Source organism: Klebsiella sp. S69 (genome assembly GCF_016516145.1).
Classification (GTDB): domain Bacteria; phylum Pseudomonadota; class Gammaproteobacteria; order Enterobacterales; family Enterobacteriaceae; genus Klebsiella; species Klebsiella oxytoca.
Map to the genome: position 1 here is coordinate 86,418 of NZ_JACVUU010000019.1, position 21,052 is coordinate 107,469.

At 58.0% G+C, this 21,052-nt stretch carries 20 protein-coding genes; 13 read left to right on the plus strand and 7 right to left on the minus strand.

Annotated features, from left to right (window positions below):
- Nucleotides 1-222: 222 nt before the first annotated feature.
- A complete protein-coding gene (locus IAE27_RS18870) occupies nt 223-1,035 on the plus strand; it encodes a trypsin-like serine peptidase (RefSeq protein ID WP_024274253.1) in 813 nt (270 codons plus the stop codon).
- A gap of 4 nt (nt 1,036-1,039) precedes the next feature.
- Here the strand turns inward: IAE27_RS18870 and IAE27_RS18875 are convergent, their stop codons facing one another.
- The 3 genes from IAE27_RS18875 to mdtJ form a co-directional block, all read right to left on the minus strand.
- Nucleotides 1,040-3,196 carry a putative bifunctional diguanylate cyclase/phosphodiesterase gene (locus IAE27_RS18875; protein WP_004113363.1) on the minus strand — a complete coding sequence of 719 codons (2,157 nt, stop codon included), beginning with the start codon at nt 3,194-3,196 and terminating at the stop codon, nt 1,040-1,042.
- Between the two features lie 106 nt (nt 3,197-3,302).
- Nucleotides 3,303-3,632 carry a multidrug/spermidine efflux SMR transporter subunit MdtI gene (mdtI, locus tag IAE27_RS18880; RefSeq protein WP_070557524.1) on the minus strand — a complete coding sequence of 110 codons (330 nt, stop codon included), beginning with the start codon at nt 3,630-3,632 and terminating at the stop codon, nt 3,303-3,305.
- Nucleotides 3,619-3,981, minus strand: coding sequence for a multidrug/spermidine efflux SMR transporter subunit MdtJ (mdtJ, locus tag IAE27_RS18885; RefSeq protein ID WP_004102515.1), 363 nt, complete (start codon nt 3,979-3,981; stop codon nt 3,619-3,621). Before mdtJ ends, mdtI begins: the two co-directional genes overlap by 14 nt.
- 30 nt (nt 3,982-4,011) lie before the next feature.
- Here mdtJ and IAE27_RS18890 point away from each other — a divergent pair, with 30 nt between their 5' ends.
- From IAE27_RS18890 to mdcH, 10 genes are all read left to right on the plus strand, one after another.
- On the plus strand, nt 4,012-4,335 hold the full coding sequence (locus IAE27_RS18890) for a hypothetical protein (protein ID WP_004102516.1): 324 nt from the start codon (nt 4,012-4,014) through the stop codon (nt 4,333-4,335).
- 171 nt (nt 4,336-4,506) lie between these two features.
- Nucleotides 4,507-5,541 carry an AI-2E family transporter gene (locus IAE27_RS18895; RefSeq protein ID WP_004102517.1) on the plus strand — a complete coding sequence of 345 codons (1,035 nt, stop codon included), beginning with the start codon at nt 4,507-4,509 and terminating at the stop codon, nt 5,539-5,541.
- Nucleotides 5,542-6,349: 808 nt separating this feature from the next.
- The gene (gene mdcA / locus IAE27_RS18900) at nt 6,350-8,005 is read left to right on the plus strand and encodes a malonate decarboxylase subunit alpha (RefSeq protein WP_004113366.1); all 1,656 of its coding nucleotides are present in this window, start codon (nt 6,350-6,352) and stop codon (nt 8,003-8,005) included.
- Nucleotides 8,005-8,847, plus strand: coding sequence for a triphosphoribosyl-dephospho-CoA synthase (locus IAE27_RS18905; RefSeq protein WP_064372192.1), 843 nt, complete (start codon nt 8,005-8,007; stop codon nt 8,845-8,847). The genes mdcA and IAE27_RS18905 overlap by 1 nt, the downstream gene beginning before the upstream one ends.
- Nucleotides 8,848-8,864: 17 nt before the next feature.
- Nucleotides 8,865-9,164 (plus strand): malonate decarboxylase acyl carrier protein, encoded by a 300-nt coding sequence (mdcC, locus tag IAE27_RS18910; protein WP_004102520.1) that lies wholly within the window; start codon nt 8,865-8,867, stop codon nt 9,162-9,164.
- On the plus strand, nt 9,157-9,990 hold the full coding sequence (locus IAE27_RS18915; RefSeq protein ID WP_070557522.1) for a biotin-independent malonate decarboxylase subunit beta: 834 nt from the start codon (nt 9,157-9,159) through the stop codon (nt 9,988-9,990). Before mdcC ends, IAE27_RS18915 begins: the two co-directional genes overlap by 8 nt.
- Entirely contained in the window at nt 9,990-10,790 is an 801-nt protein-coding gene (mdcE, locus tag IAE27_RS18920) for a biotin-independent malonate decarboxylase subunit gamma (RefSeq protein ID WP_004102523.1), read from the plus strand. The genes IAE27_RS18915 and mdcE overlap by 1 nt, the downstream gene beginning before the upstream one ends.
- 128 nt (nt 10,791-10,918) lie before the next feature.
- Nucleotides 10,919-11,878 (plus strand): AEC family transporter, encoded by a 960-nt coding sequence (locus IAE27_RS18925; RefSeq protein WP_004113372.1) that lies wholly within the window; start codon nt 10,919-10,921, stop codon nt 11,876-11,878.
- 2 nt (nt 11,879-11,880) lie between these two features.
- Nucleotides 11,881-12,501, plus strand: coding sequence for a malonate decarboxylase holo-ACP synthase (locus IAE27_RS18930; protein WP_047719790.1), 621 nt, complete (start codon nt 11,881-11,883; stop codon nt 12,499-12,501).
- Nucleotides 12,498-13,400, plus strand: coding sequence for a malonate decarboxylase subunit epsilon (gene mdcH, locus IAE27_RS18935; protein WP_047719789.1), 903 nt, complete (start codon nt 12,498-12,500; stop codon nt 13,398-13,400). The genes IAE27_RS18930 and mdcH overlap by 4 nt, the downstream gene beginning before the upstream one ends.
- On the opposite strand, the gene IAE27_RS18940 is transcribed toward mdcH, so the two are convergent.
- The 3 genes from IAE27_RS18940 to IAE27_RS18950 all read right to left on the minus strand — a co-directional run bounded on the left by IAE27_RS18940 (nt 13,390) and on the right by IAE27_RS18950 (nt 17,389).
- A complete protein-coding gene (locus IAE27_RS18940) occupies nt 13,390-14,316 on the minus strand; it encodes a LysR substrate-binding domain-containing protein (protein WP_004102531.1) in 927 nt (308 codons plus the stop codon). The two genes, mdcH and IAE27_RS18940, sit on opposite strands and share 11 nt — an antisense overlap.
- 212 nt (nt 14,317-14,528) lie before the next feature.
- On the minus strand, nt 14,529-16,184 hold the full coding sequence (gene mqo, locus IAE27_RS18945; RefSeq protein WP_016807963.1) for a malate dehydrogenase (quinone): 1,656 nt from the start codon (nt 16,182-16,184) through the stop codon (nt 14,529-14,531).
- 299 nt (nt 16,185-16,483) lie between these two features.
- The gene (locus tag IAE27_RS18950; RefSeq protein ID WP_004113377.1) at nt 16,484-17,389 is read right to left on the minus strand and encodes an N-acetylmuramic acid 6-phosphate etherase; all 906 of its coding nucleotides are present in this window, start codon (nt 17,387-17,389) and stop codon (nt 16,484-16,486) included.
- A 377-nt stretch (nt 17,390-17,766) separates the two neighbouring features.
- Here IAE27_RS18950 and IAE27_RS18955 point away from each other — a divergent pair, with 377 nt between their 5' ends.
- Together IAE27_RS18955 and dcuR are read left to right on the plus strand one after the other, a co-directional pair.
- On the plus strand, nt 17,767-19,386 hold the full coding sequence (locus tag IAE27_RS18955) for a sensor histidine kinase (RefSeq protein ID WP_016807964.1): 1,620 nt from the start codon (nt 17,767-17,769) through the stop codon (nt 19,384-19,386).
- A complete protein-coding gene (dcuR, locus tag IAE27_RS18960; protein WP_016807965.1) occupies nt 19,383-20,102 on the plus strand; it encodes a two-component system response regulator DcuR in 720 nt (239 codons plus the stop codon). Before IAE27_RS18955 ends, dcuR begins: the two co-directional genes overlap by 4 nt.
- On the opposite strand, the gene IAE27_RS18965 is transcribed toward dcuR, so the two are convergent.
- On the minus strand, nt 20,083-21,033 hold the full coding sequence (locus tag IAE27_RS18965; RefSeq protein ID WP_004102540.1) for an FAD:protein FMN transferase: 951 nt from the start codon (nt 21,031-21,033) through the stop codon (nt 20,083-20,085). The two genes, dcuR and IAE27_RS18965, sit on opposite strands and share 20 nt — an antisense overlap.
- Between the last annotated feature and the right edge of the window lie 19 nt (nt 21,034-21,052).

Here is a 21,052-nt window from a genome sequence, read left to right on the forward strand (position 1 = left end):
TTCGGATACACGATTTATGTTGCTTCCGCCGCCCTTTTCTGCGGAAATAGCGCCGCGGCCAAACAGCGTTAACATCTTGAAATAACACCATTGATCCGTCATGAAGGCGCTTTTTTGGCTGGATTAGCCCGCCGTCTGGCTTAATTAAAATTGTTCTTAACTTTCATAAACTTAAATCTGCTGCTACTTTCAATAGACATAATTATCTCCCCAGAGAGTGATATGCGTAGAGACGTACTGTTATTACTGTGTTCGATCTGTCTTTTCCCTGCGCTGGCGCAGGCCGATGATGATGGCATGAGTGCGAAAGATATTAAGACGCTGTTTTTTGGTCATGACGACCGTAAACCCGTCAGCGACCCCACAGACGATCCCTGGGATGCTATCGGGCAGCTGGAAACCGCCAGCGGTAATCTCTGTACCGCCACGCTGATTTCCCCCAATCTGGCGCTCACCGCCGGGCACTGTCTGCTTACGCCACCTAAAGGTAAGCCAGACAAACCCGTCGCGCTGCGTTTTATCTCGCGTAAAGGCGGCTGGGTGTACGAAATTCACGGTATCGAAGGTCGGGTAGATCCGTCACTGGGCAAACGGCTTAAGGCAGACGGCGATGGCTGGATAGTTCCCAGCGCCGCGGCGCCGTGGGATTTTGGCCTTATCGTGCTGCGCTACGCCCCTTCCGGCATTACGCCGGTGCCGATTTTTAGCGGCAGCAAAGCCGATCTGACCGCCGCGCTAAAAACCGCCGAACGAAAAGTGACTCAGTCTGGCTATCCGGAAGATCATCTGGATAATCTCTACACCCATCAGGATTGCGTGGTCACCGGCTGGGCGCAGGCATCGGTGCTCTCCCATCAGTGCGATACGCTGCCGGGCGATAGCGGCTCGCCGCTGCTGCTGAAAACTGATGATGGCTGGCAGGTGATTGCGGTTCAAAGCTCGGCGCCTGGACCAAAAGATCGCTGGCGAGCGGATAACCGCGCCATCTCGGTGACCGGTTTTCGCGATAAGCTGGAAGCCCTGGCCGCCCAGTAAGCGGTCAGCCCTGCTGCTGGCGCAGCTGCAGTAACGACGTGACGGGCATCGGTTCGCTAAAATAGTAGCCCTGCAATCTGTCGCATCCCGCCCGCCGCAGCAGCGCCAGCTGTTTTTGATTCTCTACGCCTTCCGCCACCACCGTGATGTCCAGCGCCCCGGCAATTCTCACGGTACCGCGCACCAGCTCTGCGGCCTGGGTATCAACATCCACCAATCCGGCCAGCGATTTATCGATCTTTAGGCTGTCGAAGCTGAAGCTGCGTAAGTAGCCGATGCTGGAGTAGCCGGTACCAAAATCGTCGAGCGCTACCGCGATACCCAGCGATTTTAAATTTTTAATCGCCGTTCTCGCGCGGTCGGGATTCTCCAGAACATAGCTCTCGGTAACCTCAAGCTGAAGGCGACGGGCCGGAAAATGGCAGCGTCCCAGCACCTGGACTACCCGCGACTCGAACTCCGGATCGCGGAACTGCGCCGGGGAGATATTTACCGACAGAAGCAGATCGCCTAACGGCTGCAGATCGCTGCAGGCGCGATGCAGAACAAATTGACCGAGGGCGTATATCAGGCCGCTGCTTTCGGCGATACCGATAAACGCATCCGGCGGCAGCGCCCCCTGCGGGCGTCGCGGCCAGCGCAGCAGCGCTTCTACCCCTTCCATCACCAGCGTATCAGCGTTGACGATCGGCTGATACCAGACATCGAACTCTTCGTTCTCCAGTCCCTGACGAATGCCATTCTCGATATTGAGCTGATACTGCCGCGCGTCGCTGAGCGCGTCGTCATACCAGGTGGTACGCCCTTTGCCAGTCTTTTTAGAGTGGTACATAGCAATATCGGCGCGACGAAAAAGCTCCGTGCTGGAGCAGCTTGCCGGCACGCCGCTGGCAATACCGATACTGGCGCTGATATAGATTTTGCGTCCGCTCAGGATAATCGGTGCGTTTAACAGTTCCAGCACCGCGCGGGCAAAGGCCGAAGCCTGATTGGCCGCCTCTGCGCCGCTTATCGTCATTGCGAACTCGTCGCCCCCCATCCGCGCCAGCATCCCTTCCGGGGGAACCCGCTCCCGCAGCGCCTTCGCTATATGCAGGATCAGCGCATCGCCGACGTCGTGACCGTAGTTATCATTAACGTCCTTAAAGCCGTCGAGATCGATAAACACCACGCTTTGCGTCTGATAGCGCGAATTTTCACAAACCTGATTAAGCCGTTCGATCAGCGCCCGCCGGTTAGGCAGGCGGCTCAGCCAGTCGGTCATGGCGGTATGACGCGCCACGCTTTCGCCACGCGCCAGTTTGTACAGCCCGAGGCAGCTGAACAGGATAAACAGCAGGATCAGCCCTGCCGCCACCGCTGCAATCAGCCGAATGCTGTTCGATGCCGCCCGCGACGCTTCGGCGCCGGGCAGGCCGGGCTGCCAGCTCAGGTAGCCCACGGTTTCCCCGGCCTGGGTACGTAGCGGAATGCTGTATTCGCCACCGGTCTGGGTGACGTGCAGATTGCGAATCTGGAACGTATCGCCTAGACGTTCAAGCATTTGCGGGTTGATATGGCGGGTAATCACCAGATAGCGGCGGGTATCATCAAACACCTGCAGGCGTCCGACCGTCGGACGGATCAGGCCGATGCCGATAAAAGCAATACCGGCGCGGGTGCGGGTAATGCCTGCCCAGGCGCTTTTACCGCTGCGCAGCGCGGCGGCATGCTGCGAAATAAGCGCGTGGAAGCCGCTGCCGAGAAACTGCGTATCCTGCCCGGGGAAGGGCTGGCTGCGAAACGATCCCCACAGTACGCGGTAGTGCTGATCGAGTACGAAAGTACCGTCATAGAGATTGTTAATCTTGAAACCAGAACCCCAGGAATTATAGAGCCACTGCGGATCAAGCCTTCCGGCATAGGTCTGACTCACGGCATCATCCCAGACGGAATTATCCAGAACCAGCGACAGCACGCGGTTAACCGACGTCTGCACCGCGCCATTAACCGATAAAACGGAGCGATGCTTATCAATTTCGTTCGCTTTCTGGCCAATCAGATGCTGGGAGAGATAGAGCAGAAAAACCACCGACACGATGAGGCCGATCCCGGCGAAAAAGATCATGATGGAAAGCGTTCTGGCGGAGGGAATATTGCGCCAACCTGGCAAGTGAATCATGTTCTGCCCTCATCACGACCGGTGGCTAAATTGCCTGAACAGGCTCATTTTTTAAGCGTAATACAGAGAGCAGATTTTGCCGCCCGCATTCGCAGGCGGCATCATATCAGGCGAGTTTAATTAACACCATGCCGGCCACCAGCAGGATCACCCCGATCCAGCCTTTATGGTTCAAACGCTGGCCAAACAGCGCCCAGCCGGCGGCAATGGTCGCCGCGATACCGAAACCGCCCCACAGCGCATAGGCTACCGACAGGTCAATCCCCTTGACCGCCTGCGAGAGCGCGCTAAAGGCGCCAAGCACCGCAGCCAGCGACATCACGCCATAGAATTTACGGCGAAAGCCGTCGGAAAACTTAAGAAAAACGTTGGCGATAATTTCCAGCGCAATCGCCAGCGCCAGCCAGGCGGCGTGGATCCACTCAAACTGTTGCATGCGCTTTCTCCTTGCCTGGTTTTACCGCTTTCTGCGTCCCGGATTTGATCAAGACAATCCCGGCGACCAGGGTGACCAGCCCGGCGATTTTTATCATCGACAGCGTCTCATCAAACAACAGAACGCTAAAAATGGTGATCAGTAAAATCCCAATCCCTTCCCACAGGGCGTAGGCTACGCCGAGGGCGATTTTTTTCACCGCGAACGCGAGAAAAATATAGGAAAGCGCGATCATAACCAGCATTAAAATAAAACCAGTATGCCCGCCGCTTACGCTTGCCCATTTCATCGACAAAGTGCCGGTAATTTCAGCAACGATAGCTAAAGCTAATAAAATCCAATAAAACATGATTCCTTCTCCTGCTTAAGAATATAATCCATGACGGCTTACTGCGAAGTAAACCGGAAAAATTCTGACGTTAATTTAGCCGTGCGCAGCGCGCCAGCTCAGGCAGAGAGAAGAAAACTAAAGCGCCGAGCGCCAGTGCTGCTCGCCGAGGAAGCGGGAGTTGAAGAGGGATACTGCAGGGTGATAAGAAATATACATCCTGAACTGATTGTCCATAAAATTACAATTATCCGCGGTATTGCTTCTCATCATTTGCGGATGAAAATTGTCCTCTGTAGTTATACACACGCAGATTTGTACCATAACGCCACATTTAACTCAAAGTCTTTGCAGTTCTTTACCTCGGATATTTGATTTGGATTAGCTTTTTACTGGGGTGTTCGCCATTATGATAGCGTTTCGTCAATTATTTATTCATGGGTCGCGCTTTTCATTTTAACCAACGCGACGCGTTGAGACGCTGTCTTTGCCAGCGTCTACAATAAACGCATATTAGACCCCATTTTTTCTCTCGCAGGGAGCGGTATGGCCAAACCCATCATTACGCTTAACGGCTTAAAAATTGTCATCATGCTTGGCATGATGGTGATCATCCTGACTGGTATTCGCTTCGCGGCGGATATTATCGTTCCTTTTATTCTGGCGATCTTTCTGGCGGTAGTGATTAACCCGCTGGTTCAGCTCATGGTGCGCTGTCGGGTGCCGCGGGTACTGGCTATTTCGCTGCTGGTCGGCGTCATTGTCCTGCTGGCCGTGGTGCTACTGGCCTCGCTGGGCACCTCGCTTAACGAACTGGCGCGCACGCTGCCGCAGTACCGCAATTATCTTTATGAACCGATGCAGACTATCGCGCCATGGCTGCAGCGCTTCGGCTTTACCGTCTCGGTGGTAGAGCTTAATAAGTACATTGACCCCAACGCGGTGATGACGCTGGTGACCAGTCTGCTTACCCAGCTTTCAAACGCCATGTCCTCTATCTTCCTGCTGCTGCTGACGGTGGTGTTTATGCTGCTGGAGGTCCCGCAGCTTCCGGCAAAGCTGCAGCAGCTGATGTCGCGGCCGGTGGAAGGCATGGGCGCGATTCAACGGGCGCTGGATAGCGTCTCCCACTACCTTGTATTAAAAACCGCCATCAGCCTGGTGACCGGACTGGTAGTCTGGGGAATGCTGGTGCTGCTGGACGTTCGTTTTGCCTTTATGTGGGGGCTGCTGGCTTTTGCTCTCAACTATATTCCGAATATTGGCTCGGTCCTCGCGGCGATCCCGCCGATTTTACAGGTGCTGGTCTTCGGCGGTCTGTACGAAGCGCTGGTGGTCCTGGCGGGCTATCTGGTGATTAACCTGGTGTTCGGCAACATCCTTGAACCGCGCATTATGGGCCGCGGGCTGGGGTTATCGACGCTGGTGGTCTTCCTGTCGTTGATTTTCTGGGGCTGGCTGCTGGGTCCGGTAGGGATGCTGCTTTCGGTACCGCTGACGATCATTGTCAAAATCGCCCTCGAACAGACGGTGGCCGGGCAGAGTATTGCCTTTCTGCTGAGTGATTTGAGTAAAAACTAACGACATTGCACGCGCTTTTCCCGGAGGCGATGCTGCGCATCTGTCCGGCTACCGGCCTGCAAACGGCTGTGAACCCGTAGCCCGGGCAGGTGCTTGCGCCGCCCCGGGGGGACTGACTGCAGAGTGGCAAGCCTTCCCGGAGGCGATGCTGGCGCATCTGTCGGGCTATCAGCCTGCAGACGGCTGTGAACCCGTAGCCCGGACAGGCGCTTGCGCCGCCCCCGGGGGACCGAGGGCGGAGTGGCAAAACTTCCCGGAGGCGATGCTCCCTCATCTGTCGGGCTACCGGCCCGCAAACGGCTGTGAACCCGTAGCCCGGGCAGGCGCTTGCGCCGCCCCCGGGGGACCGAGGGCGGAGTGGCAAGCCTTCCCGGAGGCGATGCTGGCGCATCTGTCGGGCTACCGGCCCGCAGACGGCTGTGAACCCGTAGCCCGGGCAGGCGCTTTGCGCCGCCCCCGGGGGACCGAGGGCGGAGTGGCAAAACTTCCCGAGGCGATGCTCCCTCATCTGTCGGGCTACTGGCCTGCAAACGGCTGTGAACCTGTAGCCCGGCTAAACGCAGTGCGAGCCGGGGAGAAGCTGCGCCACCGGAAAATTCCCCCACTCTTCACTTTTATCTCTACGTCGCCTCCTCGTAGACCAATCATTCACTATCATTATTGATCGCCATCACATCTCTGCCCTACCAATCATTACTCTTACGCTAACGATTCTCCATCGGCCTTAATTGATGCCCGCCACGTCGCGACGCACACTTACTCCCACACCAGGACAATCAAAACGATTCGTCGAATCAGGAGGTTAATAATGAGTGCCGAACAAACGACGGGACGCGTCTGGAACCGTCGCCGTACGGAAAAACAGCGGCGACTGGCCGAGGCCAGGGTTTCAGGCAAAGTGATCCCCACCGACCAGCTGGTTGCGGTCCTTGAGCAGCTGCTGGCCCCCGGCGACCGCGTGGTGCTGGAAGGTAACAACCAGAAACAGGCTGATTTCCTCTCGCGGATGCTGGCGGAAGTTAACCCGCAAAAAATTCACGACCTGCATATGATTATGCCGAGCGTCGGGCGCAGCGAGCACCTGGACCTCTTCGAAAAAGGTATCGCCCGCAAGCTCGATTTCTCCTTCTCCGGTACCCAGAGCCTGCGTATTTCGCAGCTGCTGGAAGATGGCCTGCTGGAAATCGGCGCTATCCACACCTATATCGAGCTTTATTCCCGTCTTTATGTAGACCTGTCGCCGAACGTCGCGCTGATCGCCGGTTATAAAGCCGACCGCAAGGGCAACCTGTACACCGGGCCGAGCACCGAAGACACTCCGGCGCTGGTAGAAGCCGCCGCGTTTCATGACGGCATCGTTATTGCCCAGGTTAACGAACTGGTCGATGACGAATGCGATCTGCCGCGCGTGGATATCCCCGGTTCGTGGATTGACTACGTAGTCGTCGCGGATAAACCGTTCTTTATCGAGCCGCTGTTTACCCGCGATCCGCGCCTGATTAAACAGGAACATATCCTGATGGCGATGATGGCGATTAAAGGCATCTACGCCGAGCATCAGGTGCAATCCCTGAACCACGGGATCGGCTTTAACACCGCCGCCATCGAACTGCTGCTACCAACCTACGGCGAACAGCTCGGTCTGAAGGGTAAGATCTGTAAACACTGGACGCTGAATCCGCACCCGACGCTGATTCCGGCGATTGAAAGCGGCTGGGTAGAGAGCGTCCACTGCTTCGGCGGCGAGCTGGGGATGGAAGAGTACATTCGCGCGCGTCCGGATATCTTCTTTACCGGCGCCGACGGCTCCATGCGCTCCAACCGCGCCTTCTGCCAGCTGGCGGGACAGTATGCGGTAGATATGTTTATCGGTTCGACCCTTCAGGTTGACGGCTACGCTAACTCCTCCACGGTGACCCGCGGCCGCCTCTCCGGCTTCGGCGGCGCGCCGAATATGGGCCATGATCCGCACGGTCGCCGCCACGCCACGCCGGCATGGCTCAACATGATTACCGAACCGGACCCGATGCAGCGCGGTAAAAAGCTGGTGGTACAGATGGTGGAGACGTTCCAGGCGGGCGTGAAACCGACCTTCGTGGAAAAACTTGACGCCGTTGAAGTCGCCAAAACCTCCGGGATGCCGCTGGCGCCGGTAATGATTTACGGCGATGACGTTACCCATGTACTGACCGAAGAAGGCATCGCCTATCTCTATCGGGCGGAAAGCCTTGAAGAGCGCCGGGCTATGGTAGCCGCCGTGGCCGGGATCACCGATATCGGTCTCGGCGTTGATGCCAAACGCGTGGCCGCACTGCGCCAAAGCGGCAAAGTCGTGTATCCGGAGGATATCGGTATCCGCCGCAGCGATGCCACCCGCTCCCTGCTTGCCGCCGGTAGCGTGGCCGATCTGGTTGAGTGGTCAGACGGTCTGTACAACCCACCGGCAAAATTCCGGAGCTGGTAATGAAAAAACTCTCTCCCCAGTTTGCTGAAACCCGGGCCCGCTGGCTGGCCCATACCGCCAGCGCCTGCCTCGTTGACGAGGCGCGACTCAGCCCTAAACCGGGCCTGGTCGATAGCCGCGGCAACGGCGCGCATCAGGATCTGAGCCTGGCGCTAATGGAGCGTTCAGCCCGCAGCCTGCAGCCAACGTTTCATGCGCTGGCCCAGCAGAGCTGGCTGCGGCCGGCGGACGTTGCCCTGCGTGAAACCGTTGGCCGGCTGGGCCGCGAAGGCGAAGCGCAGATGATGCAGGCGACTGCCGGGGTCAATACCCATCGCGGCGCTATCTGGGCGCTGGGCCTGCTGGTCAGCGCGACGGCGATGCTGGGAGGAGAGGGTCATGCACAGAGGATTGCGGAAACCGCCGCCGCCCTCGCCCGTCTGCCGGATGCCTGCGCGCCGAAAACTTTCAGTAAAGGCCTGCGCGCCAGCCGCCGCTGGCAGGTTCCGGGCGCGCGGGAAGAAGCGCAGCGCGCTTTTCCGCACGTCACTACCCTTGCCCTGCCGCAGCTATTGCGCAGCCGGGCCGAGGGAGCCAGTGAAGAGCAGGCTCGGCTTGATGCGCTGATGGCGATTATGACTTCGCTTAGCGATACCTGCGTGCTCTCCCGCGCCGGAATGGCGGGCCTTGAAGCGATGCGGCAAGGCGCTGGCGAGGTGCTGGCAGCGGGAGGATGTGCGACAGCCAGGGGACGCGCCGCGCTGACGCGTCTTGATGCGCAGATGCTGGCGCAGAACGCCTCGCCGGGTGGCGCGGCGGATCTTCTTGCCGCCACCCTGTTTCTCGACCGGGTTTCCGCTTAACGCATTCAGAGGATGTTATGGAACAGATTAAATTGTCATTCCCTGCCAACCGCGCCCTCAGCGGCAAAGCGCTGGCAGGCGTTGTAGGCTCCGGCGATATGGAAGTGCTCTATACCGCCGGACAGAGCGATACGCTTAACGTAGAAATCACCACCTCCGTGGACAACAGCCAGGCGCGCTGGAACGCGCTATTCGAACGGCTGAGCCTGATTAACGGCCTGCCCGGCGGACAGCTGATCATCCACGACTTCGGCGCCACGCCCGGCGTCGCGCGGATCCGTATTGAACAGGTTTTTGAGGAGGTGGCTCATGCGTAACGATCGCAGCTTTATTGAACTCCGCGCTCGTGAACGCGCCCGCACCCTGCTGGATGACGGCAGCTATCGCGAACTGCTGGATCCTTTCGACGGCATCATGTCGCCGTGGCTCGGCGCGCAGGGCATCGTCCCGCAATCCGACGACGGTATGGTTGTTGCAAAAGGGACCATCAATGGCCAGCCGGCGGTGGTGATTGCCATTGAAGGTACCTTCCAGGGCGGCAGCATGGGTGAGGTCTCCGGCGCGAAAATGGCCGCCGCCCTTGAGCTGGCGGCGGAAGATAACCGCAACGGTATTCCCACTCAGGCCGTGCTGTGTCTGGAAACCGGCGGCGTGCGCCTGCAGGAAGCCAACCTGGGCCTTGCTGCCATCGCCGATATTCATGCCGCAATAGTCGACCTGCGCCGCTATACCCCGGTGGTCGGCATCGTTGCCGGCACCGTCGGCTGCTTCGGCGGAATGTCCATCGCCGCGGCGCTGTGTAGCTACCTGATTGTCACCCGTGAAGCGCGTCTGGGCCTCAACGGGCCGCAGGTTATCGAGCAGGAAGCGGGGATTGAAGAGTATGACTCCCGCGACCGTCCGTTTATCTGGAGCATGACCGGCGGCGAAATTCGCTACGCCAGCGGCCTGGTCGATGCCCTGGTAGGCGATGGTATCAACGCGGTGAAAAGCGCGATGAACGAGGCGATCGCCCAAGGCGTGCCCGCGCAGCATCGCAGCGACAAATATGAAGATTTCCTGACCCGTTTGACCCGATTCGATACCCGCCAGCAGGCGGACACCGCGCAGATCAAACAGCTATTCGCCCGGGAGGTGAAATAATGAGCCAGTTCACTAATCGCGCCGCGCTGTGGCTAAATCAGCTGGCGCCGAATGCCCCGCTAATGACCGGTCTGTGCCCATCGGTGCAGGTTGCCGACGCCGATTTTAACGGTGAAAGCGCCCGTTTTATCGCCGTGGTACCGGATGCTAATAACCATTACCCACGCGCCGCTCAGGGTGAAGTTGGCCTGCTCGAAGGCTGGACGCTGGCAAAAGTGGTCAACGAAACCCTCGACGCCGATGCCGATAAAACGGTGAAGCGCCCGATTATCGCGGTTATCGATGTCCCCAGCCAGGCCTATGGCCGTCGCGAAGAAGCATTTGGTATTCATCAGGCGCTGGCCGGCGCCGCAGGCGCATACGCGAAGGCGCGTCTTGCCGGGCATCCGGTGATTGGCCTGATCGTCGGTAAAGCGATGTCCGGGGCGTTTCTCGCCCACGGCTACCAGGCTAATCGACTGATCGCGTTTAACGACGCCGGGGTACTGGTGCATGCGATGGGTAAAGAGTCGGCCGCGCGGATCACCCTGCGTACCGTTGAAGCGCTGGAGAAACTGGCGGCAACCATTCCACCTATGGCCTATGACGTCAGCAACTACGCGACGCTCGGCCTGCTCTCCGCTCTGCTGGATATCAGTAATCCTGACGCACCGGACGCCCGCGATCTGACGCTGGTCACCGACACCCTGCGCGACGCCATCGCTGACGCCCGCCGGGATGCCTCACTGAAGTGCCGCCTTGGCGCGGAGAACCGCCGTAGTTCCCAACTAGTACGCGATCGCATGCGCGCCAGCTGGTAGTCAGTCCCTAAGTAGAAGAAAACCTGCCGGAAGCGGCCACCCGGGGCGCCATCGAGCGCTCCGGGAAGGAACCGCTTTTAGAAATTATAACAATCGCGCCAGTACTCTTTTTCATTTACAGGTGATATATGACTTATGTGATTATTCATGCCCTCGCGCCGATTTTTGTCATCATGCTGCTGGGCTTCTGGGCCGGCAAGGCCAAAATGGTCGATAACAAAAACGTCTCTTTACTCAATATTTTCGTGATGGATTTTGCCCTCCCCGCGACGCTGTTTAGCGCCACGGTGCAAACCCCATGGAACGGTATCGTCGCGCAATCGCCGCTGGTACTGGTACTGACCGGGGCCATGTGGATTACCTATGCGGCCATCTACTTCCTCGCTACCCGCGTATTCAAGCGCTCGCCGCAGGATGCCGCCGTGTTGACCCTGACCGTAGCGCTGCCTAACTACGCCGCTCTTGGTCTGCCGATTCTGGGCAGCGTGCTCGGCGAAGGCGCATCAACATCCCTCTCCGTCGCCGTTTCCATCGCTTGCGGCTCGGTACTGATGACGCCGTTCTGTCTGCTGATTCTGGAGCGTGAAAAAGCGCTTGCCGCCGGCGAGAACAGCGGTTCGACGCTGGCGATGCTGCCGGTACTGATGTGGCGTTCAGTGAAAAAACCGATAGTCTGGGGGCCTCTGCTGGGGGTTGTCCTTTCGGCGATCGGTCTCAAAATGCCGGATCTGCTGCTGGCCTCTATTAAACCGCTGGGCCTGGCGGCGACCGCCGCGGCGCTGTTCCTGACCGGTGTCATTCTGTCGGCGCGTAAGCTGCAGCTCAATGCGCTGATTGCCACTTCCACTCTCGTCAAACTGCTGGTTCAACCGTTTATCGCCTGGGGTCTGGTGATGCTGCTGGGGCTGCACGGTTCTATCGCCATTACCGCCATTCTGATGATTGCGCTGGCGGCCGGTTTCTTCGGCGTGGTCTTCGGCAACCGCTTTGGCGTACAGTCGCCGGATGCGGAAGCGGTGCTGCTGTTAAGCTCGGTTCTGTGTATCCTGTCGCTGCCGCTGTTTATCACTTTAACTTCAGGGATCTAACGATGCTATCAACGCCGCGTCCTCACGATTTAGTCTGGTTGAATAGTGCCGCCGCGCTGGAGGCGATCGAGGAACATTGGGTCGCTCAGCACTGGCGCACCAGCCTGCCGGTGGTGGTACGACGCGACGTTGACATCAGCGCCCGCATTCCGGTGGGCGTGCGGGGCATGAAGCGCGAACAGCGCGCTGCGGGGTGGGTACGGAGGGAGAATATCGTCCGAACCATTACCCCGGAAACGTTCGCCGATCGCCTGCTGCTTCTGCGTTCGCCGTTTGTCTCTCAGCCGCCGGTACAGGCGGCGATATCACTGACCTTGCACGACTGGCCGTGGCGCTGGGGCATTACCGGCAGTACCGGCTATGCGCTGGCCACCGAAATTCCCGTGCTTCACGCCGCCAGCGATCTCGATCTGCTGATCCGCGCGCCGCAGCCGCTCGACCGCGAAGCGCTGCTCGCCTGGCAGTCCCGCGTCGCCCGTCTGCCCTGCCGGGCGGATACCCAGGTCGAAACGCCCGCAGGGGCATTCGCGTTAAACGAGTGGCTGCGAGATGGCCGCGCCCTGCTGAAAACGTCCCGCGGCGCGCGCCTGACCGCTACGCCATGGAACAGGGAGGAAGCATGAAAATTCTCTTTACCTTTCCCGGTCAGGGAAACCAGCGGCCGGATATGCTCGCCGCCCTTCCCGACCGCCAGAACATCCTTGCCGAGGCGCGTACCGTGCTCGGCGATGAAGTAGACCATTTAGATACCGCCGCTGCGTTAAAACATACCCGTGCAGTGCAGCTGTGCTTGCTGATCGCAGGCGCAGCCTGGGCGCGGGAGCTGCAGCGTCAAGGTGTGAAGCCGGACATAGTCAGCGGCCTGTCGATAGGGGCTTTCCCGGCGGCGGTCATTGCCGGCGCGCTGGATTTCACCGACGCCCTGCGGCTGGTGGCGCTGCGCGGCGATTTAATGGAGCAGGCTTATCCCCACGGCTACGGGCTTACCGCGATTATGGGCCTGACGCTCAACCGCGTGGAAAAGCTGATTGCCGATAGCGACCTCTATATTGCCAACCTTAACGCTGAAACGCAGATTGTCATTGCCGGACGCGACGACGAGATGGCCCGCGTGGCTCAGCTGGCGCTGGCGGCTGGCGCCAGTAAAGCTCAGCGGCTGGCGGTTAGCGTCCCTTCCCACTGCGCGCTGCTGAATGAACCGGCGGCTAAGCTGGCAAAAGCCTTCGCTGACGTCACGCTGCAACGACCGTGCTGTGCGTATCTGAGCGGCTCCACGGCGCGCGTTTTATGGGACCCATTAAAAATCGCCGACGATCTGGCGCTGAATATGGCGCGAACCGTGCGCTGGCAGGAAGCGATGATCGCCGCTGATGAACGGGACGCGCGGCTGGCAATCGAGATGCCGCCCGGCGGGGTGCTAACCTGCCTCACCCGCCAGGTGAGCTGGCGGGGAGAGAGCATTTCGCTGGAGCGCAGCGGTATCGACGTCGCCCGTCACCTGGCAAACCGGCTTAATGGCTAAGGCTGCGGGCGTACATCCGCCCTTCCGCCGCCAGCGCCAGCAGGTCGGCGTCGCGCTCGCGATGGTGTGAGTAGACAATGGAGATCAGCTGCCGCATCTGATAGGGCTCCGCCAGCTTCAACAGCTGAACGTCATTTTCATACACCTTTTTCATTCGTCCCGGCAGTAGCGCAAAGCCCACGCCCGCCTGCACCAGGCTAATCATTGAAAAAATATCGTTAACCCGGGTGACAATTTCAGGTTGAAATCCCGCCACCTGAAAAGCGTCCTGAAATCCGGCATAGGTGGCAAACCCTTCCGCCAGAGAAACGAATTTACGCCGCGCATAGTCGCGCAGCTCGGCGGGCGTTGAGGTGTCCAGTTGTTCCGTCGCCGGGGCGGCAAGAAAGATATCATCCTCAAACAGCGGGACCACATCAAAAGCTGAATTGTTGAATTCACCTTCGTTGGTGGCGATCAGGATCGCATCGAGCGCGTCATCTTCCAGCATATCCAGCAGCATCTGATTGGAACCCATGGTGAGATCCAGTTCCAGTTCCGGCCGCCGCAGCTTCATGCCCATAATAATGCGCGGTACGGTTTCAAGGGTCAGAGAGTAAAGCGTGCCGATTCGCAGCCGCCCTTGTCCGACACCCGCCACTTTACGCGTAGCTTCCAGTCCGCGGGTCATCAGGCTGATCACGTCCTGGCAGTACTCCAGCAGCGTCCACGCCGCCGGGAGGGGCAGCAGGTTGCGCCCTTTGTGAATAAACAGCGGGCAGCCAACGCCCTCTTCCAGCGTATGCAGCGCCCGGTGGACGCTAACGCCGCTCAGCTGCATTGATTCTGCGGTTCGGGCAATATTGCCCTTTGCCATAAACATCATAAATACCGACAGCTTGCGGAAGGTGATGTCCTGATTAATATCGTCTTTCATTGCCCCGGGCTCCGCTTTTCGGTCTTCATTCGCATTTTCTTTTGTGATTTCAAGACAGTATAACCGCAATTCACGATTGAAGGATTAGCCGGAAGGGGGATATCGCCGGGGAAGAGATTTTAGCAATTTAGCGTTTTCGCCTGGGCAGCGAAGAGAGGCCAGTAAGCCCGGTGAGGCGTCAGCCGCCACCGGGCAATGTCAACGACGTGGGCTTACAGCGCCATATCGTGCTGCGGCGATGTTTCCGCCTTCGGCTCTGCCGGTTTGGCGGTCATTACCGGAGCGGAGACGTTCATTTCAATCACCGGCGGTTTGGTGAGCTGTAGCGCCGCTGCGGTATCATCCCACACCTGCTGGGTCAGCGCGACGTTGCCGTTCAGCTTCTGGCCATAGCTCGGTACGATATCGCGAATGCGGCTCTGCCATTCCGGGGAATTAAACTGCGCCGGGAACATCTGCTTGATCACGTTCAGGGCAATCGGCGCGGCGGTGGAAGCCCCCGGCGAAGCGCCCAGCAGCGCGGAGATGGTTTTCTGTTCATCCACCACAACTTCGGTACCCAACTTCAGTACGCCGCCCTTCTCGGCATCTTTTTTGATGATCTGCACGCGCTGGCCAGCCTGAATCAGCTTCCAGTCCTCTCTGCGCGCGCCAGGATAGTACTCTTTCAGCGCGGCAAAGCGGTCATCGTCGCTGAGCATCACCTGGCTGATGAGGTATTTCACCAGGTCAAAGTTATCCAGACCGACATGAGTCATCGGCAGCACGTTACTGGTAGTCGTGGTGCTCAGCAGGTCGAGGAAGGAACCGTTTTTCAGGAACTTAGTTGAGAAGGTCGCAAACGGCCCAAACAGCACCACGCGCTTGCCGTCGAGGAAGCGGGCATCAAGGTGCGGCACCGACATCGGCGGCGCGCCAACCGAAGCCTGACCGTAAACTTTTTGACGATGCTCGTTGGTTACCGCCGGGTTTTCGGTCATCAGGAAGGAGCCGCCCACCGGGAAACCGGCGTAGTTATCCGCCTCCGGAATACCGGTTTTTTGCAGTAATTTCAGAGCACCGCCGCCGGCACCGATAAATACGTATTTCGCATCGATCGCCCGCTCTTCGCCGCTATTAACGTTTTTGATTGTCACGTGCCAGGAATTATCAGCATTGCGTTTAAAGGCGGTCACTTCAGAAGACGTTTGCAGGGTGAAGTTGTTATTTTTCTTCAGACTACCGATCAGCTGGCGGGTTATTTCCCCATAGTTAACGTCGGTACCCACCGGTGTCCAGGTCGCCGCCACGCGCTGCTGCGGATCGCGACCTTCCATGACCAGCGGCGCCCACTGTTTTATTTGTTGGTGATCGGTGGAGAATTTCATCCCCTGGAATAAGGTCGTTTGCTGCAGCGCGGCATAGCGCTTTTGCAGATAATCCACGTTATCGCCCCAGACAAAACTCATATGTGGGGTGGAGTTAATAAAGGAGTGCGGATCGTGCAAAATGCCGCGCTTGACCTGCGCCGTCCAGAACTGGCGGGAGATCATAAATTGTTCGTTAATATCCAGCGCTTTGCTGACGTCAATGGTGCCATCCGGGCGTTCCGGCGTATAGTTCAGCTCCATATTCGCGGAGTGCCCGGTACCGGCATTGTTCCAGCCGTTAGAGGACTCCAGGGCGACGCCATCCAGCTTCTCAACCATGACCTGATTCCAGTCCGGCTGTAATTCATGCAGCCAGGTTCCCAGCGACGCGCTCATGATGCCGCCGCCAATCAGCAGGAAATCGGTTTTTTTCGAGGTATCGTCATTTGCGAAGGTCGCCGAGCTGACGAACATCGCTAATGCGGTCATAGATATAATCGTATTTTTAATTGCAGGCATAATAGAAATATCACATAGCACAAGTGTAATAAGAGCCTGCATATTAACGCACTTTTACTTTATTTTAAAATGTCATTTACACATTCGCACGCATAGCTAATTATTGTTAACCTGGTTTTTTAACTTAAAAAATTAAAATATTGCCCAAAGCAATAAATATGCATCGGATGGTTTATTTACAACCCGCAAAATTAAATCAGAGTAAACGGATGGTTAGTGAGGAATAAAATTGCCGTACCGGAGGAATGATATTGCCTTCATCGGCGCGTATTGCGGAAATACGCGCCGCCAGGTTAAGTTCAGGCCACCGGCTGCGCTGCCCGTAGCGCAATCCGCAGACTGTCGTTATGCTCTGCCAGCAGCTCGCGCGCCTGCCAGGCATCCAGCCCGCTGAGAAGCATCAAGATTGCCGTCCGGCAGTGCTGATTGCAGCTGGCCAGCGCGGCTTTGGCCTCACTGCGCGAGCACGCCGTCGCCGCCATTACGATGGCAATCTGCCGCTCGGCCCAGCGCGGCGTGCTGGCCTGCAGATCGACGCGCAGGTTTTCATACACTCGCCCGCTACGAATAGCCAGCCCGGTGGTCAGCATATTGAGGATCTGTCGCTGCGCAATTTGCGCCTTCGGATTGCCAAAGCCAGCCACCGCTTCCGGCCCGGTTTGCGGGGCGATAATAATATCCGCCAGCTGGGCGGCTTCGCTATTGGCCTGCTGCGTCAGAACCGCAATTGGCGCGCCCAGCGACCAGGCATGGCGCATCGCTCCCCAGACCCACGGCGTCTTGCCGCTTACCGTCAGCGCCAGCAGCATATCCTGGTTGCTGAACTGTAACGCCTGTAGTTCAAAGGCGCCAAGATCGTAATCATTCGCCGCGGTTTCCATCTCCTGCAGCGCAGCGGCAGGGCCGCCGGCGATAAGTCCGACCAGCGAATGTTTCCCCTCCGGCGTAAACTCACTTACCGTCTGCACGGCGGCACGACCTGACGCCCCGGCGCCGATAATCACCAGTCGCCCTCCCCGACTCAGCGTCGCCGTGGCGTTATCAATCAGGCGCGCGATCTCCGGCAAACATGCTTCGACCGCTTCGGCAATCTGCCGATCGTCCTTATTCAGCAGCGTCAGCATATCGAGGGTGGCAAGACTCTCTATATGGGTCGTTTCAGGGTGGCGTCGTTCCATCATTGAAGCGGTTGGCTTACTGCTCATAAAAACCTCCGTTTAGAACCGAAAGAACCTTCGGGGGCGAAAGCGCTGGCCTGCGGCAAACCCTTTCATTGACCATGGCTATTAATTGCAGTGTAAAGCTTTCATGACGCGCTTTACCGCCACGGGAGTCACAGTTTTGCCCCCCTGAAGCCATTCAGCCATCGACTGGTCGTTATTCAGGCAATGGTCCGTTGAGCGCAATGATTTTTAACCAGGAAAATATCCGGCACGCTTCGCCCGCAGGAAACATCCGGAATAAACCCCAACGCGATCTTCAACGCTGGCGTATCAGAGTTATTTGGCTTTTATTACACGGCTTTATGAAAGCCACGCATTCAGCGATAATACGCATCTAACCGTTTTATCCTGGGGTCGGTATGAATGAATTAGCGCAGCAGGCAGCGCCCGCGCGTAAACGCCCGATGAGTATGAAGCTGAGCACCGCCGTGACCTTAATGATTGGCAGCGTCATCGGTTCCGTATTGATTCTGGTCTACGCCCTGTGGTTTATGCAGATAAGCGGCGCAACCCGCGATGGCGTCAAGGATACGGCGCTGGCGGTGGCGCGGACGCTGGCCGACTCCCCGGAAGTTAAGCGGGGTCTGACGCTGCCGCCTGAACGCGGAATCATTCAGCCGCTGGCTCTGGCCGTCAGCAAACGCAATGGCCTGCTGTTTGCCGTCGTGACCGATATGGACGGGATTCGCTACTCGCATCCTGATGGCCAGATTATCGGCAAACCCTTTATCGGCGATGACATCCTGCCTACGCTGAAGGGCAAAGAGAATGTAGCCGTCAATCACGGCGTGCTGGCCCCCGCGCTGCGGGTATTCACCCCGGTCTTTGACGATAGCCGCCGGCAAATCGGCGTGGTGGCGATTGGTATTTCGCTGAGCAAAGTCGATACGCAGATCGCCGACAGCCGCTGGGATGTGCTCCTCACCGTGCTGTTCAGCGCGCTGGTTTGCGCCGTCGGTACCTGGAGCCTGGTTCGCGGCCTGAAGCGCGTTCTGCTGGGCCTCGAGCCGCAAGAGATCTCAACGCAGTTCCAGCAACGCCAGGCGATGCTGCATTCATTAAAAGAGGGGGTGGTGGCGGTAGATGCCGACGGCAAGGTGACGCTGATTAACCCCGCCGCGCGCGACGTTCTGTTTAGCGGCCCTGGTCGCGATATCGCGCAAACGCCGCTGCTGGCTGATTTGCAGGAAGTTTTACATACCGGCGAGCCGATCTACGATCGGGAGCTCGGCTGTAATGGTCTGCTGCTGATCAGTAATACGGTGCCGGTCCGCAGTCAGGATGAGGTGGTCGGCGCGATTAGTACCTTCCGCGACAAGACCGAAGTCAGCCAGCTGCTGCAGCGGCTTGACGGGATGGTGAACTATGTCGACGCCCTGCGCACCACCTCACATGAGTTTATGAACAAGCTGCACGTAATTCTCGGCCTGTTGAATATGAAAAGCTACGATAAGCTGGAAGAGTACGTGCTGCAGACCGCCCACACCTATCAGGCGGATATCGGCGAAATCCAGCATCGGATCAAATCGCCAGTGGTGGCCGGCTTTTTGATCGGCAAAATACAGCGCGCCAAGGAGCGAGGTTTTACCCTCACCCTTGCCGAAGAGAGCCTGGTGCCGGACTGCCCGAATGAAAAACAGGTCACCGTGCTGGTCACGGTGCTGGGCAACTTAATCGAGAACGCGCTGGATGCTATGAGCGGCCAGGCCGAAGGCGAAGTCGGCCTGCTGCTGCATTATCAGAACGGCTGGCTGAGCGGCGAAGTCAGCGATGATGGCCCCGGCATCCCGGCAGACTTTATCGAGGATATTTTTAATAAAGGCTTCTCCACCAAAGGCGAAAATCGCGGCGTCGGGCTGTTTCTCGCCAGCCAGCAGCTTCGTGAACTGGGCGGGTCGCTGGCCGTGGAATCCGAGCCCGGTGTGTTTACCCAATTTTTTGTTCACCTCCCCTGGGACAGTAAAAGGAAAAGTGCGTGATAAATGTATTAATTGTTGACGATGATGCCATGGTTGCTGAACTGAACCGCCTGTACGTGGGACGAGTCAGCGGCTTCCGCTGTAGCGGCACCGCGTCTACGTTGAGTAAAGCCAGGGAGATGATTAACGACAAGGATCTGGAGATAGACCTGGTGCTGCTGGATGTCTATATGCAGCAGGATAGCGGCCTGGATCTGCTGCCCGCTATCCGCGCCTCGGGACGGGCCATCGACGTGATTATGATCACCTCAGCCGCTGACGCCGCGACGGTTCAGGCTTCTATGCGCTACGGCGTGGTGGACTATCTGATCAAACCCTTCCAGTTTCCGCGTTTTGAAGAGGCCCTGACCGCCTGGCGCGAAAAACGTAAGCTGATGACCGGTCAACCCTATTACGAACAAGCGGACGTTGACCGGCTGCTGCACGGCAATGTGCCGGATGCCGCGGATGCCCGTAAATTGCCGAAAGGCTTAACCCCTCAGACGCTGCGCACCCTCTGTCAGTGGATTGATGCCCACCCGGACGTGGAGTTTTCCACCGACGAACTGGCGGCGGCGGTGAACATATCTCGGGTCTCGTGCCGTAAATACCTGATTTGGCTGGCGCAAATTAATATTCTCTATACCAGCATTCATTATGGCGCCACCGGACGTCCGGTGTATCGCTATCACCTGATAGCCGAGCAATACAATCTGCTTAAGCAGTACAGTCACTAAGCCGGTAGCCGTCATCCAGCAGCTGAAAGCGGAACCGGCGCTGTGAAGAGAGGATAACGTCGCGGTTTTTGGTAACGAAAATCGCTTCGATATCCTCACGCTGGCGCAGGGCCGCGCAGCCTTTCTCCACGCCAAGGCCATAAATCAGGGTCGTCCAGATATCGCCGTCCAGCGAGTCGGCGGAAATAATGGTTACGCTTTCCAGCTCATTATCCAACGGATAACCGCTGCGCGGATCGAGTATATGGTGCCAGCGTTTGCCATCCTGCTCGAAATAGCGTTCATAAATGCCCGAGGTCACCACCGACTGCCCCGCCACCGCAATGCTGCCGATCAGCGCATCCGCCGCTGAGTACGGCTTTTTCAGCCCGATAGACCACTCACCGAGCGTGTGGACGTTGCCGCCGAGATTAATCAGCGCGGCGTTTATGCCTTGCTGCTGCAAATAGTCGCGCACCCGATCGGCGATATAGCCTTTGGCAATGGCCCCCAGATCGATCTCCATCCCCGTCCGCGCAAGGTAGACGCTGCTGGCGGCATCATCGAGGATCACATCCTGTGGACGCGTTAGCGCCAGTCGGGCGGCAATATCGGGTGCCGCGGGCACGCTGCGGCCCTGAAAGCCGATGCGCCACAGCTTCACCAGCGGGCCAATCGCCAGGTTAAACGCGCTGTCGCGCACCATGCTGGCGGCTTTGGCGCATTTGATCAGCGCGTAGACCGGACGGCTTACCGTCACCGGATGCCGCCCGGCGGCCTGGTTGATATCCATCACCTGGGAGTGCGCGCGGTTAACGGTGAAAAGATCTTCGTAGCCCTTAATCAGCTGAAAAACGCGTGAAGCGAGCGGTTCATCGTGAACATAGAGCTTGAGGAGAATGGGCGAACCCATCAGCACGGCGGAGTAGCTGTAGACGCGGTTGTCGGACATATCATACTCCTGAGAGATA